This is a genomic window from Paenibacillus sp. Y5S-9 (assembly GCF_036894235.1).
Taxonomy (GTDB): domain Bacteria; phylum Bacillota; class Bacilli; order Paenibacillales; family Paenibacillaceae; genus Paenibacillus.
The window spans coordinates 675,116-692,273 of sequence record NZ_CP145887.1 but is presented as its reverse complement, the minus strand read 5'-3'; the positions used below and the strand labels follow the sequence as shown (position 1 = coordinate 692,273).

General features: G+C 45.9%; 16 protein-coding genes. 2 read left to right on the top strand and 14 right to left on the bottom strand.

What is annotated here, in order from left to right; genetic code table 11:
- Positions 1-130: 130 nt before the first annotated feature.
- A complete protein-coding gene (locus V6669_RS03205) occupies positions 131-628 on the top strand; it encodes a GAF domain-containing protein (protein WP_338590641.1) in 498 nt (165 codons plus the stop codon).
- A gap of 151 nt (positions 629-779) precedes the next feature.
- Here the strand turns inward: V6669_RS03205 and V6669_RS03200 are convergent, their stop codons facing one another.
- The 7 genes from V6669_RS03200 to V6669_RS03170 all read right to left on the bottom strand — a co-directional run bounded on the left by V6669_RS03200 (position 780) and on the right by V6669_RS03170 (position 9,073).
- Complete coding sequence (locus tag V6669_RS03200) at positions 780-1,592, bottom strand: TipAS antibiotic-recognition domain-containing protein (protein WP_315939908.1); 813 nt, start codon at positions 1,590-1,592, stop codon at positions 780-782.
- Positions 1,593-1,962: 370 nt separating this feature from the next.
- Positions 1,963-3,387 carry an aldehyde dehydrogenase family protein gene (locus V6669_RS03195; protein ID WP_338590638.1) on the bottom strand — a complete coding sequence of 475 codons (1,425 nt, stop codon included), beginning with the start codon at positions 3,385-3,387 and terminating at the stop codon, positions 1,963-1,965.
- Positions 3,388-3,628: 241 nt separating this feature from the next.
- Positions 3,629-4,051 (bottom strand): universal stress protein, encoded by a 423-nt coding sequence (locus tag V6669_RS03190; protein WP_338590636.1) that lies wholly within the window; start codon positions 4,049-4,051, stop codon positions 3,629-3,631.
- A 21-nt stretch (positions 4,052-4,072) separates the two neighbouring features.
- The gene (locus V6669_RS03185) at positions 4,073-5,293 is read right to left on the bottom strand and encodes an MFS transporter (RefSeq protein ID WP_062837652.1); all 1,221 of its coding nucleotides are present in this window, start codon (positions 5,291-5,293) and stop codon (positions 4,073-4,075) included.
- A 219-nt stretch (positions 5,294-5,512) separates the two neighbouring features.
- Positions 5,513-5,965: a MerR family transcriptional regulator gene (locus V6669_RS03180; protein ID WP_338590632.1), complete on the bottom strand. Its 453-nt coding sequence runs from the start codon at positions 5,963-5,965 to the stop codon at positions 5,513-5,515.
- A gap of 190 nt (positions 5,966-6,155) precedes the next feature.
- A complete protein-coding gene (locus V6669_RS03175; RefSeq protein WP_338590630.1) occupies positions 6,156-6,518 on the bottom strand; it encodes an SdpI family protein in 363 nt (120 codons plus the stop codon).
- A 215-nt stretch (positions 6,519-6,733) separates the two neighbouring features.
- Positions 6,734-9,073, bottom strand: a complete 2,340-nt coding sequence (locus V6669_RS03170) for a heavy metal translocating P-type ATPase (protein ID WP_338590628.1) — start codon at positions 9,071-9,073, stop codon at positions 6,734-6,736.
- A gap of 345 nt (positions 9,074-9,418) precedes the next feature.
- On the opposite strand from V6669_RS03170, the gene V6669_RS03165 reads away from it, so the two are divergent.
- Complete coding sequence (locus V6669_RS03165) at positions 9,419-9,790, top strand: metalloregulator ArsR/SmtB family transcription factor (RefSeq protein ID WP_100526808.1); 372 nt, start codon at positions 9,419-9,421, stop codon at positions 9,788-9,790.
- A gap of 151 nt (positions 9,791-9,941) precedes the next feature.
- On the opposite strand, the gene V6669_RS03160 is transcribed toward V6669_RS03165, so the two are convergent.
- The 7 genes from V6669_RS03160 to V6669_RS03130 all read right to left on the bottom strand — a co-directional run bounded on the left by V6669_RS03160 (position 9,942) and on the right by V6669_RS03130 (position 17,028).
- A complete protein-coding gene (locus V6669_RS03160; RefSeq protein ID WP_036614215.1) occupies positions 9,942-11,102 on the bottom strand; it encodes an AI-2E family transporter in 1,161 nt (386 codons plus the stop codon).
- A 320-nt stretch (positions 11,103-11,422) separates the two neighbouring features.
- Positions 11,423-12,457 carry an LLM class flavin-dependent oxidoreductase gene (locus tag V6669_RS03155; RefSeq protein WP_051449565.1) on the bottom strand — a complete coding sequence of 345 codons (1,035 nt, stop codon included), beginning with the start codon at positions 12,455-12,457 and terminating at the stop codon, positions 11,423-11,425.
- A gap of 159 nt (positions 12,458-12,616) precedes the next feature.
- A complete protein-coding gene (locus V6669_RS03150) occupies positions 12,617-12,928 on the bottom strand; it encodes a metalloregulator ArsR/SmtB family transcription factor (RefSeq protein WP_036668255.1) in 312 nt (103 codons plus the stop codon).
- 115 nt (positions 12,929-13,043) lie between these two features.
- Positions 13,044-13,625 (bottom strand): NAD(P)H-dependent oxidoreductase, encoded by a 582-nt coding sequence (locus tag V6669_RS03145; protein ID WP_338590620.1) that lies wholly within the window; start codon positions 13,623-13,625, stop codon positions 13,044-13,046.
- 165 nt (positions 13,626-13,790) lie between these two features.
- The gene (locus V6669_RS03140; protein WP_338590618.1) at positions 13,791-14,213 is read right to left on the bottom strand and encodes a MarR family transcriptional regulator; all 423 of its coding nucleotides are present in this window, start codon (positions 14,211-14,213) and stop codon (positions 13,791-13,793) included.
- Between the two features lie 181 nt (positions 14,214-14,394).
- Positions 14,395-15,072, bottom strand: coding sequence for an NAD(P)H-dependent oxidoreductase (locus V6669_RS03135; RefSeq protein WP_338590616.1), 678 nt, complete (start codon positions 15,070-15,072; stop codon positions 14,395-14,397).
- Between the two features lie 210 nt (positions 15,073-15,282).
- On the bottom strand, positions 15,283-17,028 hold the full coding sequence (locus tag V6669_RS03130) for a methyl-accepting chemotaxis protein (RefSeq protein ID WP_338590614.1): 1,746 nt from the start codon (positions 17,026-17,028) through the stop codon (positions 15,283-15,285).
- Positions 17,029-17,158: the final 130 nt, after the last annotated feature.

Sequence of the window (17,158 nt, the reverse complement as noted above, 5' to 3'; positions counted from 1 at the left end):
CGCAAGAAGCTGAGAAACAGGAGGATTCTTCAGGTATTCCCTTCCCTTTCCGAAATCCTCCGCTTGACTAACCGCATCCTCTGCACTATCTTGAAAATAAGTACCATTTTGCTCGGGAGGGTGATTTACCATGTTTCAAGCTGTTTCCTATGAAGGAACACGAAGTGAGCAGCACACCGCCGTCCTGGGACAGTTAAGTGCTCTGATCCGCGATGAACCTAGTGCGATTGCCAATCTGGCGAACGCTGCTGCGCTGCTCAATGTATTTCTGACCGACACCAATTGGGTCGGCTTCTATCTGTATGATGGAAAAGAACTGGTCCTCGGGCCATTCCAAGGACTGCCTGCCTGTATCCGAATTCCACTGGGACGTGGTGTATGCGGCACTTCTGCTGCGGAAAAACGTACCCTGGTCGTTGATGATGTTCATGCCTTTCCAGGCCACATTGCCTGTGATGCAGCATCGAACAGTGAGGTTGTCGTACCGATTATCAAAAACGGCGAACTGTACGGGGTGCTGGATATCGACAGCCCGATCAAAAACCGTTTTGACGACGAAGACCGCGTCTTCCTGGAGAAAGCCGTAAGCCTGCTCACAGAGCAGTTGGAGGCAACCATACCTCTTTAGGAAATGATGATTAAGATGATCGGAGTCTCATCACACACGATGATGAAGAGCCCGTAATAACAAAGAGCGCAGTCCTCTCAGAGGTCTGCGCTCTTTGTTATCCATTATGATTCACACCCATGTTCTTGCTCGCCCATGTTACTTTATGCATCTAGGATAAATCATGTTCCGCTTTAATCATCATCCCATCCCGCAGGAATTCAGCCAGTCTCGGGTGGTAACCATCATACATCTGACGGAAATTTTTATGCTCTACATACAGATTGGCCAAATCCCGATAGATCTCAGCGGTGGGTGTATAATAACCTTTGATCCATTCAAGATGCCTGCCAATAATCCGTTGTACTTTTGCACTACCGGGTTCCAAGCCATCCTCAATGGCCTGTTGCAAGTCCAGATGAACTTGATCAATTTTCGCCTGGGAATCCAGATAATCTTCTTTTGACTTTAACTCCTGATTTTCAGGCAATGTGGATGAATTGGAAGATTGGATGTCGGACCTCTGAGCACCGTCTGTCTGCACATGGCTCATATCATTAGTGACTACAGGGTCAGAACCCGATTCATTCAGCAACTGGTGACGCCCCTTATTTACAAAACCGAAATAAAGCTCATGTTCATCAATTTCCTTTTCACCTTGCAAATGAGAGATCGTTTTGTCCAGTGTCTGAATCAATCCATGCAGACGGAGTGCCTTCTCCAGAATATCAATGCGGTGCTGCTTCATGATGCGTATGACATCCTGAGGATTATCCCGGAGCATCGGTCCAATCTCATTCTCCTTCATACCTACTTCCTTACAGAAAAGGATTTGCTGGAGTCTCAACAATTCCTGCTTTTCATAATAGATGTCCTCATCTACATCCCCAAAAGCCGGATTTAGAAGACCTGTCTCTGCATACTGACTCAGTTCGTTCAGACTTACGCCTGACATTCCCGATACGTCAACCATGGAATACGCCATTTGAATACACCTCCTGCCTGTCCTGCAACTCCAGAGTTCAGGCTTAATTCATACTGCATTGTATTTGAATAATGAGAGAATATAAGACTTTCGGCAATGCTGTACCGCTTCATTCCGCTCGTGCTCTGGATGGGTACATCATGCTTCGGTGATATGAGCGGCGTTTGGTCAGTTATGTTGCGGTATGTTAACTATGTTATACCCGTCTCATCAGATGTGAACCCGCAGTCGGCTAAGAATCCGCATGTATTTTTGAAAACTTTTTTCCATGATCTTCATATAAAAAAACCTGTGCCATTATTCTGGCACAGGCGTGTGTAGTTATGTTTTCATTGGCATAGGTTATATCGAGTAAAATAATGGAAGAGAATCACCCTTTGTTAAACATAACAAACTTCAATTCCGTCATTTCCTCTACAGCATATTTAACACCTTCACGCCCAATACCACTCTGTTTCACCCCACCATAGGGCATGTGATCCACTCGGAACGTCGGAATATCATTAATCATAACTCCGCCTGCTTCGATCTGATCGACAGCATGGAGGGCGGTATGGATATCGTTTGTAAATACGCCTGCCTGAAGCCCGTATATCGAATCGTTAACATTTTCAATACCCTCTTCAACGGAATCTACCGTATTGATCACAACGATGGGTGCAAACACTTCCTGACAAGATACCTTCGCATCACGCGGAACGTTAATCAATACCGTTGGACGAAGAACGCCTCCTTCAGCTTGACCACCTGCTGCTACTTCAGCCCCGGCCTGTTTGGCTTCTTCAATCCAGTCGAGTGTACGCTGTACATCCTTGGAGGTAATTAGCGCAGAGACCACCGTATCCGGGCTCAGCGGGTCTCCGACCACTACTTGTTTAGCCGCTTCAGCGAAACGCTGGATGAATTCTTCCGAGATGTCACGATGTACGTAGATTCGCTGTAGCGAGATACATACCTGTCCCTGATACGTGAAAGCACCAGTCACACATCGAGGAACCACTTTGTCCAGATCTGCGTCCTTATCCACAATCACCGCCGCATTCGACCCAAGCTCCAGTGTCACCCGTTTGAGTCCTGCTTTGCTACGAATGCTCGTGCCTACCGCTGGACTGCCTGTAAACGTAATGTGAGCAACATGGGGGTGCTCCACAAGCACATCACCAATGGTTTTGCCATCACCGCTCACCACATTCAGTGCACCATCCGGCAGTCCGGCTTCCTGCAGCAAATTAGCGATGTAATAGGAAGACAGCGGCGTCTGCTCCGCAGGTTTGAGTACGATCGTATTGCCTGCTGCGAGCGCTGGACCTACCTTGTGAGCTACCAGGTTCATTGGAAAATTAAACGGTGTAATCGCACCGATGACACCTAGAGGTTGCCGCATCGTATAGCCGATACGCCCTTCTCCACCTTTGGCTGCATCCATCGGAACCGTCTCTCCGGTCAGTCGCTTGGCTTCTTCAGCGGCAAAACGATACGTTTCCACCGTCCGGTCAACCTCGGCCAGTGCTGCCGTAATTGGCTTCGCCGCTTCAAGCGCTATGATTCGCGCTGCTTCTTCCTTACGTTCTTCGAGCATGGAGGACAACTTGTACAGAATATCTGCACGCTGATGTGCAGGCATCTGGCGCATTGCCTTCCCAGCTTGAACCGCAGCTGCAACAGCAGCCTCCGCTTCCTCGGATGAAGCCGAAGAGACTTCTGCCAGCATTTCCCCGGAGTATGGTGCTTGAAGTGTTTTATAATCTACGGATTCGGTCGGTTTGCCACCGATAAACAGATGTTGTTTTTTCATATGCTGCATCCTCCATCCTTTTAGAACCTATTGAACTTAAGAATGTTACACTGCCACTTCAATGACAGAAGTACCATACAATCGCTGTCTCATGTAAAAGTTCAGTTCAATTTATATAATCTATTTATACACTATTTCCATGCTATCAACCCACTACGGTATTCGGCAATCATAGCTTGTAACGTGCCTGATGAGCCATTGTGGCGATCTTGAGCTATTGCATTATAAAGGATTTCACAACCTATTTAACCGTCAGGACGGGGCATTCTGCATGTTTTAACACGCCATGGCTGACACTGCCCACGATCATCTCTGCGAGCATGCCTTTCCCGCCGGTACCCATCACGATCATTCCACAATCTCGCTCACGCGCCACACGGCAGATCTCATTAACGGGATCACCCGCAATCAGCAGTGTTTCATATGCTACGTCTCGTCCGGACAACTGTCTGGTCACCGGTTCTATGATATGTTGCCCTTCTTCGGCAATCCGAGCTTCCAGATCAACACCCAATGCAGGTTCATTAATGGAGATGGCAGGATTAACATGCACGATCAACAGACTTGCGGGTTGTTTCATATTCTCAGCCAGAATCAGTGCTTGCTCCAAAGCTTTATGCGCATGATTCGAACCATCAACAGCAACCAATATATGTTTCAGCATTGCAATTCCTCCTCCAGTGAATTAATGAGATGTAATGGCGGAATCAATATCCCGCAGATGATGACGGCGTACCAGCAGTACCACGACACCAATCAGAACCATTAATGCGCCAAAATAAAACGGCGTTTCCGGCAGGAACCACTCGGACAATTTACCTGCAAGCCATGGAGCAAGTGCACCACCCAGGAAACGAACGAAGCTGTATGCAGCAGAAGCAACAGAACGCTCCACAGGTGCAGCTTCCATAACAGCCGTTGTAATCAATGTGTTGTTAATCCCAAGGAAAATCCCCGCTACAATGACCGCCACAATAACGGTAGTTGGTGAACCCATCACCGTACCTACTGCCATAACAACCAGATCAATCGCGAACAATGTAAGCATGACACTCATGGACGGAACCGATCCGAATCGGCGTTGTAATCTTGGTGCGACGAATACCGACGTAATCGCCAGCATCAGTCCCCAGCCAAAGAATACGTAACCCAACCCGTGCTCATCCAGATTCATAACATATGGTGAATAAGCCATCAAGGTAAAGAAACCAAAGTTATACAGGAAGGCCGTAATCGCCAATGTTTTCAATGAAGGATAACTTAATGCTTTGAACGGATCAGACAAAGAACTGCGTGTTTTTGGTTTGGCCATCTTGGGCAGCATAAATGTAATACTTATAAAGGCAATCGCCATCAGGACAGCCACCCCATAGAACGGGCCACGCCAAGAGATGGAACCTAGCTCACCACCAAGCAGCGGACCAACCGCAATCCCGAGACCAAGTGCTGCTTCGTACAAAATAATCGCTTTGGCTGTCCCCGACGTGGACAGTCCCACAATGGCAGATAACGCCGTTGCGATGAACAAGGCATTACCTAGTCCCCAACCGCCACGGTAACCAACCAGTGCACCTACCGTGTCTGAGGTACCGCCGAGGAACGAGAAGATAATAATCAACAATATACCGCTGAGCAGCGTCCACTTCACACCAATTCGGCTGGATACAACACCTGTAATCAGCATCGCTACCCCGGTTACAGCGTTATAACTGGTAAATAGCAGTGACACCTGGCTTTTGGAAGCATGCAGCTGATCTGCAATGGCGGGCAGAATCGGGTCAACCAGACCCAGACCCATAAAGGATATGATACATGCAAAGGCAACCGCCCATACCGCTCGCGGCTGGGATAACAGGCCCCCACGTGATGACGGCAATTCGTCCGGTAATGATGGCTCTCTTTTCATACGTAATTCCTCCTGTGAATAATTTATGTGGTGAAACTTTTTATTTGAAAATGTCCGTGAAAACGATGAAAACATTGCGCTTATTTTCATGAATAGAGGTAACAAAACGGCACAAATGACACCGGAACATCCGGTGCTTGTACAGGATCGCCACAGGTACTATGGTACTCACTCCATGTAGCGATTATGAAATTGATTCAACTATAGATGCTAATTCGGTTAGCCGTCCTCATCACTCTGCGGATCATGTGCCTGTAACTTCTGAATACCGCTCCGAACGCGTTCACGCAGCTCTTCCAGTTCAGTCTGTACGGCATGTATGCTCTGAAGTTTCTGCTCAATCAGTTGTAGCTGACCATCCAGCGTTGTTTCCATCGTGGCAAGCTTCTCGATCCGTTCTCTTACTTCGGTCGTCTGCTGGTAGTCAAAACGTTGTTCGTTCAAGGCATCTGCCGTTGCCACATAGGTATGTAGCTCCTGAAGGGAGAATCCAAGTACCTCTTTGGCGCGAACCACCTTCTTCAGATAATCGATATCCTCTCGAGTGTACAATCGCGTCCCGCCATCTGTCCGCTGAGGTGAAGGCATGACACCAATCTCTTCATAATACCGAATGGTTCGCTTGGTCAAACCGCATTCCTTGGCTACGTCGTCGATTTTATATAAACTCATTTCCCTCACTTCTTCCATATGTCTATAATATTATGTACATAATTATATATAATATTAACGTTAACGTCAACGTTAGATTTTATGTATGAAGTCTTAGCGAGTTTAACAGCCTCTTCGCTTCTCTAACTTCAACAAAAAAGACCCGCTTCACACGCAGGTCTTCATCTCTACACTATTCATTCATCTTACATTAAACGTTCTGCTCATTCTGTTGCTGTTGCTGTTGAGCACGCTGCATTTGCTTCAACCGACCTTCAACTCTGGTAAATAGTCTGATCGTATAGAACCCTGTAGCAACCAGACTCAGCACCAAAGCTCGTACATCTGTAAGCCAGAAACCGATAATGCCGAATACCGTAATAATCACACCAAATTGCATCATCAGATTGGCGCTATAACTTTGCGCTTCGTCCCACAACTCGGGATTACTCATTGCACGCGGGGTCCGATAACCATATATTCCGTTAATCATTTTCGGTGGTTTTTTGAACACCATGAACCCCAGAATGAAATAACACACTCCAATGATGATCCCAACTATTGCTCCTGTCAAAACGTTCTCCCCTTCACTGTTGTCTTCCATAGACCTGCTTACACTGACACTCCGATGATAGAATAACCTGCCGATGTAGCTTCGCTTATTCAGGTTATTCCTGTCCTCACCGTTCTCGTGTAAATGTCTAGTTAGACTTATCTACATAATGCCTTGAAAAAATATAAAAACGGCTCTACGTATATACGAAGAGCCGCCTGGATCGTTTCGTAAACTTAGATATTCTTCACACGAAGTACACGCATGGCGTTCAGAACAGCCAGCACCGTGACACCGACATCCGAGAATACCGCTTCCCACATGGTAGCTATGCCGAACACACCGAGTAGCAGGAAGATCGCTTTAACCCCCAGAGCAAACGCGATATTTTGCCACACAATCATTCGTGTACGCTTTGCAATGCGGATTGCACTCGCTAGTTTCGACGGTTCATCGGTCATGATGACCACATCAGCGGCTTCAATCGCGGCATCTGAACCAAGTCCACCCATGGCCACGCCCACATCGGCGCGCGCCAGTACAGGTGTATCGTTGATGCCGTCACCGACAAACACCATTTTTTCCTTCGGAGATTTGGCAGCTTCCAGTTGCTCCAGTCGTTCGACTTTGTCCTGTGGCAGCAATTCAGCATAGACCTCATCCACACCCAGCTCACGTCCTACCGCTTCACCCACGGCTTTGGCATCACCTGTCAGCATGACCGTTTTGCGGATGCCGAGCTTCTTCAGCGCCTGAATCGCAGCAGCTGCATCGTCCTTCACTTCATCGGCGATGATCAGATGACCAACATACTTGCCAGCTTCAGCCACGTGGACTATCGTTCCGGCCGTCTCCGGTGTGGTATAGGATATACCTGCCTGCTTCATTAATTTGGCGTTGCCTGCCAGCACTTCCCGACCATCCACGCTCACCTTGATCCCGTGTCCGGCAACTTCATCATAACCTTCCACACCTTGCGTGGGAATCGCTTTGGCCCAAGCTGCGCGAATGGATTCGGCAATCGGATGATTGGAATTCGCTTCGGCAATGGCTGCCAGCTTCATCAGTTCTTCTTCCGTGTGTCCACCTTCAGGACGAATGGCTGTTACTTTGAAAACACCTTTGGTTAGTGTACCCGTTTTATCAAAAACAACAACTTTCACATCGTTCAGCGCTTCAAGGTAGTTACTGCCTTTGACAAGAATCCCGTTACGTGAAGCTGCTCCGATACCACCAAAGAAACCAAGTGGAATAGAGACCACCAGCGCACAAGGACATGAGATAACCAGGAAGACCAATGCACGATAGATCCAATCGGCAAATGTTGCACCACTAAGTATCAACGGCGGAACAAATGCAATCAAGGCCGCAAGGATAACAACAACCGGTGTGTAATAACGGGCAAATTTACTAATAAAATGCTCTGTTTTCGCTTTCCGGCTGCTCGCGTTCTGCACCAGATCCAAAATTTTGGATACCGTTGATTCACCAAACGTTTTGGTCACTTCAATCGTCAACATACCATTTTTGTTCACAAATCCACTCAGTACATCATTTCCGGGCTCCAGCTCACGAGGTACCGATTCACCTGTCAGAGCAGAAGTGTCCACCATGGAACGCCCAGCTCTAACGATACCATCCAGCGGTACTCGCTCTCCTGCTTTCACGACAATACGATCACCAATCCGTACGTCTTCTGGAGATACACGACGGGTCTCGTCACCCGAACCCGTCAGGATATTCGCGTAGTCTGGGCGAATGTCCATCAGTGACTGAATCGACTTGCGTGACCGATTAACCGCCATGCCCTGAAACAGCTCTCCGAGCTGATAGAAAAGCATGACCGCTACCCCTTCGGGATACTCTCCAATAGCAAAGGCACCCAAGGTAGCGACGGACATCAGGAAGTATTCATCGAACACCTGACCGCGGATGATGTTTTTGGACGCCTGGAGCACGATGTCTCCCCCGGCAATCAGATAAGCGAGCGCATATAGAGTAAGCTGTGCCCAGCCCTCCAGCGGCGACCAGATCGCAGCTGCGAGCAGCACAGAACCTGCAGCAAGACGAGCAAGCAACACTTTTGTCTGTCCTGCACCATGTTCATGTGAGTGGTCTGCATGGGCATCATCATGGGTATGGCTGGGATCATGCCCAGCATGACTCCCGTGCTCATGTGTATGATCATGTGCGTGACCATGTTGATGTTGATCATGAGTATGCGAGTGTTTGCCATGTGAATGTCCATGATCATGTCCAGTATGGTCATGACTGTGGTTATTTGCACTACCTGCACTCCCTGTATGGGTGTGCACATGTCCGTTCACGTGTTTTCCTTTTTCCGAAATGCGAATATGCGGCTCCAGCCGAAGCACTTTGCGTTTTGCTTCTTCCACTACCTGTTCATCCATGTCGGAAGTGGTGTGTAGCGATAATGTTTTGGTAACAAAATTGACAGAGCATTCGTTAATGCCCTTAATTTTTTTGACGCCATTCTCGATCTTTAATGCGCAGTTCGCACAATCCAGTCCATCAAGCAGCAGTTCCCTTTTCACCTGTTCCTGTCCGGTTCCCATGTGAATTCTCCCCTTTGCAGTACAAAACCGATGTTATATTTCAATTGTCTTCAATATATGAGCACTCATTCATATGTTTGGTTACCCCTATTATATGCACGCCTAAACATGAGTGTCAACAATCGTTGTTGATTTTTCATACAGATTATGCTAATAGTAATCATTTCGCTTTAGGCGGGTTTTGGATATAATAGAGCTATAGTTAAACTTTTGCATAAATCCGAACCAGTGAATTCCAATCAACAACAATTAGATCGAAATGGTTTTATTCGTCTAGTTGTTGTACTTACCAAATGGTTAAATCGAATTATGCAAATGTTGAGTTAACATAGGTGGTGATAGGAAATGGAACAACCGGTTAAAGCACCAAGCGAATGTGATGCAGCCTGCTCAGGTACTGAAGCCGACGTGCAGACGATTCGCACTTCACTCATAGATCGGGAGACGTCTTCCGAGATGGCAGATTGGTTCAAAGCATTCAGCGACCCCACACGTCTACGTATTATTGATGCGCTGTTACAGAAGGAATTATGTGTTCATGACCTGACGGTTCTGCTCGACATGGGACAGTCGGCCATTTCACATCAGCTGCGTTCTCTCCGCAACATGCGGATCGTCAAGCGGCGCAAGGAAGGCAAGACGGTGTACTACTCTCTGGATGATACTCATATTGAGCAGATTTTCCTGCAAACGCTCCAGCATATTAAACACAGCTAGGCAGCAGCCAAGCTTGTTCATGAAGAAGAACCCCCGCCTCTCGGCTATTTGCCGATGGACGGGGGTTCTTCTTGGTAAGGGTACCGTTTTGTACAAAATAAAAAGTGACTAAATCTTCTGATTAACTATCCATTGGAACTTGCCACTTTGGTTATAAAAGATTGTTCTTGTTTGGATCGTAAAGGCCCGATCTGTCCTTGAACCAGTTGAAGATATGCGATACACATACTTTCAGCACCGCGTATCCTGGAACAGCGAGCAGAATGCCCACGACTCCAAACAGATTACCCGAAGTCAGAATGACAAAGATAATCGTGATAGGATGGATTTTCAGCGTTTTACCCATGATCTGTGGTGAGATGAATTTACCTTCAATTAACTGTACGATCGTCCACACGGCAACCATTTTCAGCAGCATCACCGGGGAAGTGACGAGTGCCACGATCAATGCTGGTGTAATCGCAATTGCAGGTCCCAGATACGGAACAACACTCGTGAACGATGCGATAATTGCAAGAATCAGTGCATAATCCAGACCAATGACCATATAACCGATGTACAGCAGAATACCGATACAGAAGCTGACGATAATCTGTCCACGAATGAATGAACTGATCTGGTGATTGATATCTTCCAGCACATGCATTGCGCCCGTACGGCTCTTGATCGGCAGGAAAGACAGAATTTTCGCTGGCAGCTTCTTGCCGTCTTTTAGCAGATAGAACAGAATGAACGGAACCGTTACGATGGATAGCACGGTCTCCGTGAAAGCGCCGAGGAATCCACCCAATTTGGTCCAGGTCGAGTTCAGAATTTCAGTAGCCTTTTGGGAGATTGTTCCCCACCAGTCCTGCGAATTCAGATTCACCGTTTCCTGGAACTGACCGAACAATTTACTGCCCGTAAGCTCCTCAAACTGCTGTTTTACCGTCTCACTGTACGTTGGGAAATTTTCAATCAGCCCCACAATCTGGTTACGCACAACCGGAATGACCGCCAATACTACGACTGTCAGAATGCCTCCAATCGCAAGATACAGGATCAGAATGGACCAGCCGCGCTTGATTTTCCACCTCTCCATCACATCCACAATCGGATTCAGCAGATAGTAGAGTATGCCTGACAGAATAATAGGTAACACAATGGTTTTGATGAGTACTGCGAGCGGATGAAGAACAAAGGATACTTTGGTCAGAACCATGACATTCAGTCCCACCAACAGCAGAATTAGCAGAAATAGCACAAACTTGTTGTTAAGAAAAAATCGCTTGAACCGCTCCGGCCAAACGCGGGGTTGCTCAGGTTGCTCCATAGGCGTGTCGTCCTCTCTCATGTATCCTTAATTAAAAATTCAAACTGTAAATCTAGATAAACGCCCCTTACACACGAATAAAATAAAGTACCTTGTACAAGCCAACATATGTATAACACTCTGGATTTATACGTATGGTGCTGATTAACCGTTTCAAATTAAACCGGTAAAGTCATTTTACCCCAAAATGAGTCTTCTGCCCCACACGAAATATTTGCAAATTCTCCCTATTCAAAAACGGCCCGCCTCATTGGGAGACGAACCGTAAAATTGTATCTATAACTTACCTTTAAGCAGCTTATATGCTGAAAAATTTAAGATCAGGCTTTTCCCGCCAATTGTGCGATTAACTCATAGGAATGCAGACGTGCCTTATGATCATAGATCATCGACGTAATAATCAGCTCATCTGCCTGCGTCTGCCGAATGAAGGATTCCAACTGTCCACGTACGGTTTCTGGCGAACCATTAACAGCTGCCTTCAGCGTCTGCTCCACACCAGCTTTCTCACGATCCGTCCATTTGCCTTCCATCTCTGCCGGAGGCTGTACCAATCCCGTTGTGCCGCGAATAATGTTTAGGAACTGCTGTTGCATCGTTGTACCCAGCCATGCGGCTTCCTCGTCTGTATCTGCAACAACAGCGTTAACACCAACAATCACATGTGGCTCCTTCAAGCTATCAGATGGTTGGAAATTATTTCGATACGTCTCTAGTGCAATCCGGGTGTAATCGGGCGAGAAGTGGCTGGCAAAAGCAAACGGCAATCCCAGCTGACCTGCCAGACGTGCACTGAAATCACTGGACCCCAAGAGATAAATTGGAATATTCAATCCTTCTCCAGGAACTGCGCGAACAGGCGCATGATAAGATGTCGCCGAAGCATCAAAGTATGCTCTAAGTTCTGCCAAAAGCTCAGGGAAATCTTCCCCACTGTTCAAATCTTTGCGTAGTGCAAGCGATGTACGGCGGTCACTACCTGGTGCGCGACCCAGTCCCAGGTCAATTCTGCCAGGATACAAGGATTCCAGTGTGCCGAACTGCTCAGCGATGACAAGCGGTGCATGGTTAGGTAACATGATGCCTCCTGAACCCAGACGAATCGTTTTGGTTCCACCAGCCAGATATCCAATAACGACCGAAGTTGCGGAAGAAGCAATACCCGGCATGTTGTGATGTTCAGCTACCCAGTAACGGTGATATCCCCAACGCTCAGCATGCTGTGCCAGATCCAGGCTGTTGCGCAAAGCATCAGCAGGTGTTGCACCCACTACAACAGGAGCCAAATCCAGGATGGAAAGCTTAACGTCATTAATATGTTCTTTATGGGATGAAGCTGTATTTTCTGTAGTCATTATCGTTTAATCTCCTCGATGATTATATTTTTGTATATCCAGATATATAGATTAATTAAATCACAACTGGATAGGGTGATGTGATGATAAACTAGCCGTTTACATCCGGACGGAATCCCTGCCTGCATGTGCATCCTAGCTTCCGTTCCGGCATCCGGCTTATAACTCGTTCTGCACGTACTCGGCAAACTGACGAATCGTCTCTTCGTTGCGCCGATAATACGTCCATTGTCCTCTTCGCTCGGAGAGCAGCAACCCTGCCTTGAGCATGGTCAGCAGATAACTGGATATAACCGACTGAGCCAGTCCAGCCTTCACTTGAATCGTGCCAACACAGATTCCGTTCTTACCACCATCCGGATGCTGAGATAGTTCCAGCGGTGGAAAGTGTTGCTCCGGGTTTTTGAGCCACAACAAGATTTGTCTACGTGTCTCGTTCGATAATGCTTTGAATATAAGTATAGGTTCCATGGGTACGATTATACCCCCTTTCAACCATTTTGCAAACACATGAACAAACAAACCGACTCATGATCGAGTCGGTCTGGTATCATATGGAATCCGTATTTGGAATCAACATCCATAATTAGAATTTGGTTGTAACCGTTTGTTTAACCTGATCCAACATGGCTTGATATGCGGGTGCATCCAGGTATCCAATACTTCCAAAGAGCAGATGATCTACGGCTTCAATGCCTACAAAATCGAAGATACCTACGTCTGAAGTTAATTTCAGTCCAGCAGTCATGCCAATCTGATCATAAATTTCACTTGGTGTACCATGTGTGTTGATGATGAGGCCTTTTTTGCCTGTCAGCAATTTCTCGATTCCCGCTTCACCCGCTGCATACGCAAAACCATAAGCGAATACACGGTCAACATATCCTTTGATAATGGCAGGAAGACCTGTCCACCAGATCGGATAGATGAATGTAATGGCTTCTGCATCTGTAACAAACTGTTGCTCTGTAGCGATATCCTGTGGTGTCTGTCCTGCTCGCATGGAAGCTGTATCGGCTTCAGTCAGTACGGGTTGGAATCCAAGCTTATACAAGTCACGAACTACCACTTCATGGCCTTGAGCTTCGAGAGCTTCTACAGCAGTATTGAGGATTGCGTCATTAAGGCTGTCTGTGTGCGGGTGAGCATATACGATAAGATGTTTCATAGTGTGAATCCCTCCAGGTTTGGTTTGAGTTAGCTTGCGAAAATGGGGTTACATTGATACGTTCCACATTCATAGATATCTATGTATGTGGTTAAAAAAATATTTGGGCTCCTCTGCCTCCACCCATTCAAATCTGGATGGGTTGCAGACAGAAGAGTTCATTCATTATAACTTTCGGACAATCATGGACAGCAAACTCTCCAATTGCTCTGACTGTTCATCGGACAAGCCACTATAGATGATGTCATTAATCTGCTCTGATACCTGATGGAAGATCGGTTCGAGTCGCTTCCCCTGTTCGGTTAGGCGAATCATCGTCACTCGGCTATCTTCGGCACTCTTGCTGCGTTCAACATAGCCAAGCTTCTCCAGCTTGTTGACCAGTACCGTTACCGTTGGTTGCGTGCGTTGAACACGTTCAGCCAACATCTTGATCGACAGCGTCTCTTCCCGGTACAAGAACATCAACACATCTCCATGAGAAGGAACAATCCCTGTTACCTCATGCTGTTCCAATTCGTGTACAATCCGTTTGTTGACATGGTCCCTGATTCTTGCAATCAGTGCAATTGCGTTGTATTTTGGCATGACCTCATTATACATAGATATCTATGTATTTTCAAGTTCTTTTTTATAAAAAGCAAAACAGCCCTCTCCACCCTTCTAGCATGTGGAAAATATCGGGCTGTTCCGAATCTGCTTAATCCTTATCTTTAAAGTTAGATCTTAGCTAATCGTTTTTTGAATTCATGTTGGATTCATGCTGAATTCAGTTAATCCATTGCGTGATTTTCTCAACGGATTGACGGGACTTCTCACGCGCGGGCTCCTCTGCCCGATAACCAAAGGCTGCCATCATAGAAACGCCCCATGCGCCATCCTCCAGCAAGCCCTCTTCTTCCATAATCCGGTGGACATCCTCACGGCTGAAACCTTCAATCGGACAAGAATCAATCTCGATCTGAGCTGCCGCCGTCATCATGTTGCCGAGAGCAATATAAGTTTGTTTGGATGCCCAGTCGAACAATGATCGTGGATTATCCAGAATTTTCTGGTTATTTTGGAACTTTCCATAAGCCTCACTTGTTAGCTCAAATACGTTATTTGGCATTCCCTTTGTTTCCTTCAACATGTACTCCGCATAAGGAGAATTATAACTAGCATCTGATCGGGCCAAAATAACAACAAAATGGCTTGCTGTAGCCAATTGCTTTTGAGCGCCGGAAGAGACTTCGGACAGACGCTTACGCAGGTTTGGATTTTGTACAATCAGAAACTTCCACGGTTCAAGACCAATGGAACTTGGAGATAATCTGCCTGTTTCCAATATAAATTGGAAATCCTCATCCGAGATTTTGCGGGTATCGTCAAATATTTTTGTTGCATGCCGGAAATGATATGCCTTTAAGATGTCTTCCTTTGTCTTTGACTTTGCTGTAACTTCCATGTAGCTCCACGTCCTTTTTAAATATTTTTTTATGTTGAACAATAATGTTTAAGTGGTTTCATCTCAAGTATTAGTTTAGGTCCTATGCATATAAATTAAAAGTACGCACATTATTGTTTCTTGGTTTATAAAAGTAAGTATTGGAGAAAGACAGCAATAATCCACTGGGCACTTACATGGCCTAGTGGATTATCTACGACTCTTTTCCTTTTAAATCTTGAAATCTTGAACCAGCTTATTCAGATTTAATGCACTATCTTTCACTTGATCAGATTGTTTAACTACTTCCACAGATTGCGCAGCAGATGCGACCATATGTCCTGCGATTTCCTGACTGGATGCGGCAGATTGTTCACTGGCTGATGCAATCTCGTGAATGGAACCAACTAGTATTTTGATATTCGCAGTTACTTGTTGTGAGGTTGCATTGAGATCTTTAACTGCATTGGCATGATCAAGAGAATCGACATAATACTGTTCAGCTGTATCCTCCAATAATTTATAGTCTTTGCCAACCTGATTGAACATAAAGGATAGCAACTCTTTGGCATTCGAGGACAGATTGGTTACAGACTGCATAACCTCTTCCGTGACCTGCTGAATCTGATCAGCAGCCTGTCTGGAATCATCAGCCAACTTTCGAATCTCGCTTGCTACAACCGCAAAACCTCTGCCTGCTTCTCCAGCCCTTGCAGCTTCAATGGATGCATTGAGTGCAAGCAGATTGGTCTGTGCCGTAACATCCAAAATAGACTGAGATAATATACCAATCTGATCTACGGCTGTTGCACGTTCCAGCGCTTCTGACATCTTCTTACTCGTATGATCATACATGTCTATGGCTGCTCGACTAGATTCGCGAGCTTCCTGCTTCAACTTTTCAGCCTTCGTGCTGGTCACATAGGCGGACTCTGCTTGTTTAGATGTCCGTTCCGATATATATTCAGCTCCTTGTTGCATCTCATTAGCTGAATGATTCATATTTTCCGTATGGGCTGAAGCCTCTTCCATTGCAGCAGAGAGTTCTTCAACTGTAGCTGATACTTCACGAATCCGTTCATTCAGACCAGCCATGTTCTGGTTGGTATGATCGCTAACCTGGTTGATATGATGAGATTCCTGAATTACACCACGAATGACGTTTGTTGTGGAATCGGTCATTGTACGAATAGCTCGTGCTATGACACTTATCTCATTATTTCCCTGCGTTAGATGCGGGTCTAAGGATGCCGTTAAGTTACCTTGTGTTATTTCTTCACAATAACGGGTGATTGCTTTCATTCGTTGACGTATACTGCGAATCATTACAAATGAAATAAGAATGAGTGCCCCGAGCGAAAGCAAAAGAACCGAACCGAGCACCAAGGCTCGCTGCTGAATCACTTCCTGTGTATCCGCATAGAGCTTGGCTGACTCTTCTTCGTTATACGCACTCAAAAGGGTGATCGTCTCCACAATCGCTGTACTGCTTTTGTTAATTCTTCCTCTTTCTTCACTATCGTAGGTGCCCGACATCTTTTTGGTATCCATGATTTGCTCAATATCCTGATAATATGTATCCATCTTTGCTACCAAATCTGCAAATATCTCTTTTTCTTTGGTATCCAATGTTCTTGCTGAAAATTCATTCAAGCCATCCGTGATACTCTTCTTACCTTTCTGAACCTGATCGTACTGTTTGTCGGTATACTCTGCATTATCAAGAACCTTTGTATAATTGGCACGCATATTATAGAAATTACTTTTCAATTCAAGAACATTGGTTTGATGCTGAAAGCGGTCATTGTAGAGGATACCTTGTCCCATTTTTGCTTCGTTCATTCCGAAAATCCCAATCAGAAAGACAGTAAACAAGCCGATTAGACTAATTACAGTCATGATGATCATCGTTGTTGTTAATTTTATATTTTTGAGTTTATTTCCTTTCTTATATTTTGACTTAGACTGAATTGACATGAGTATTCCCCCGCTTATGTAGTTGATATCCATATATCTTATATATTTATCGTATGTATACATACTGTTTGTTAGCATTTCAGGAAAATCGACTTTATTCTTTTAATGAGAAAAGTAATGGGAGACAACA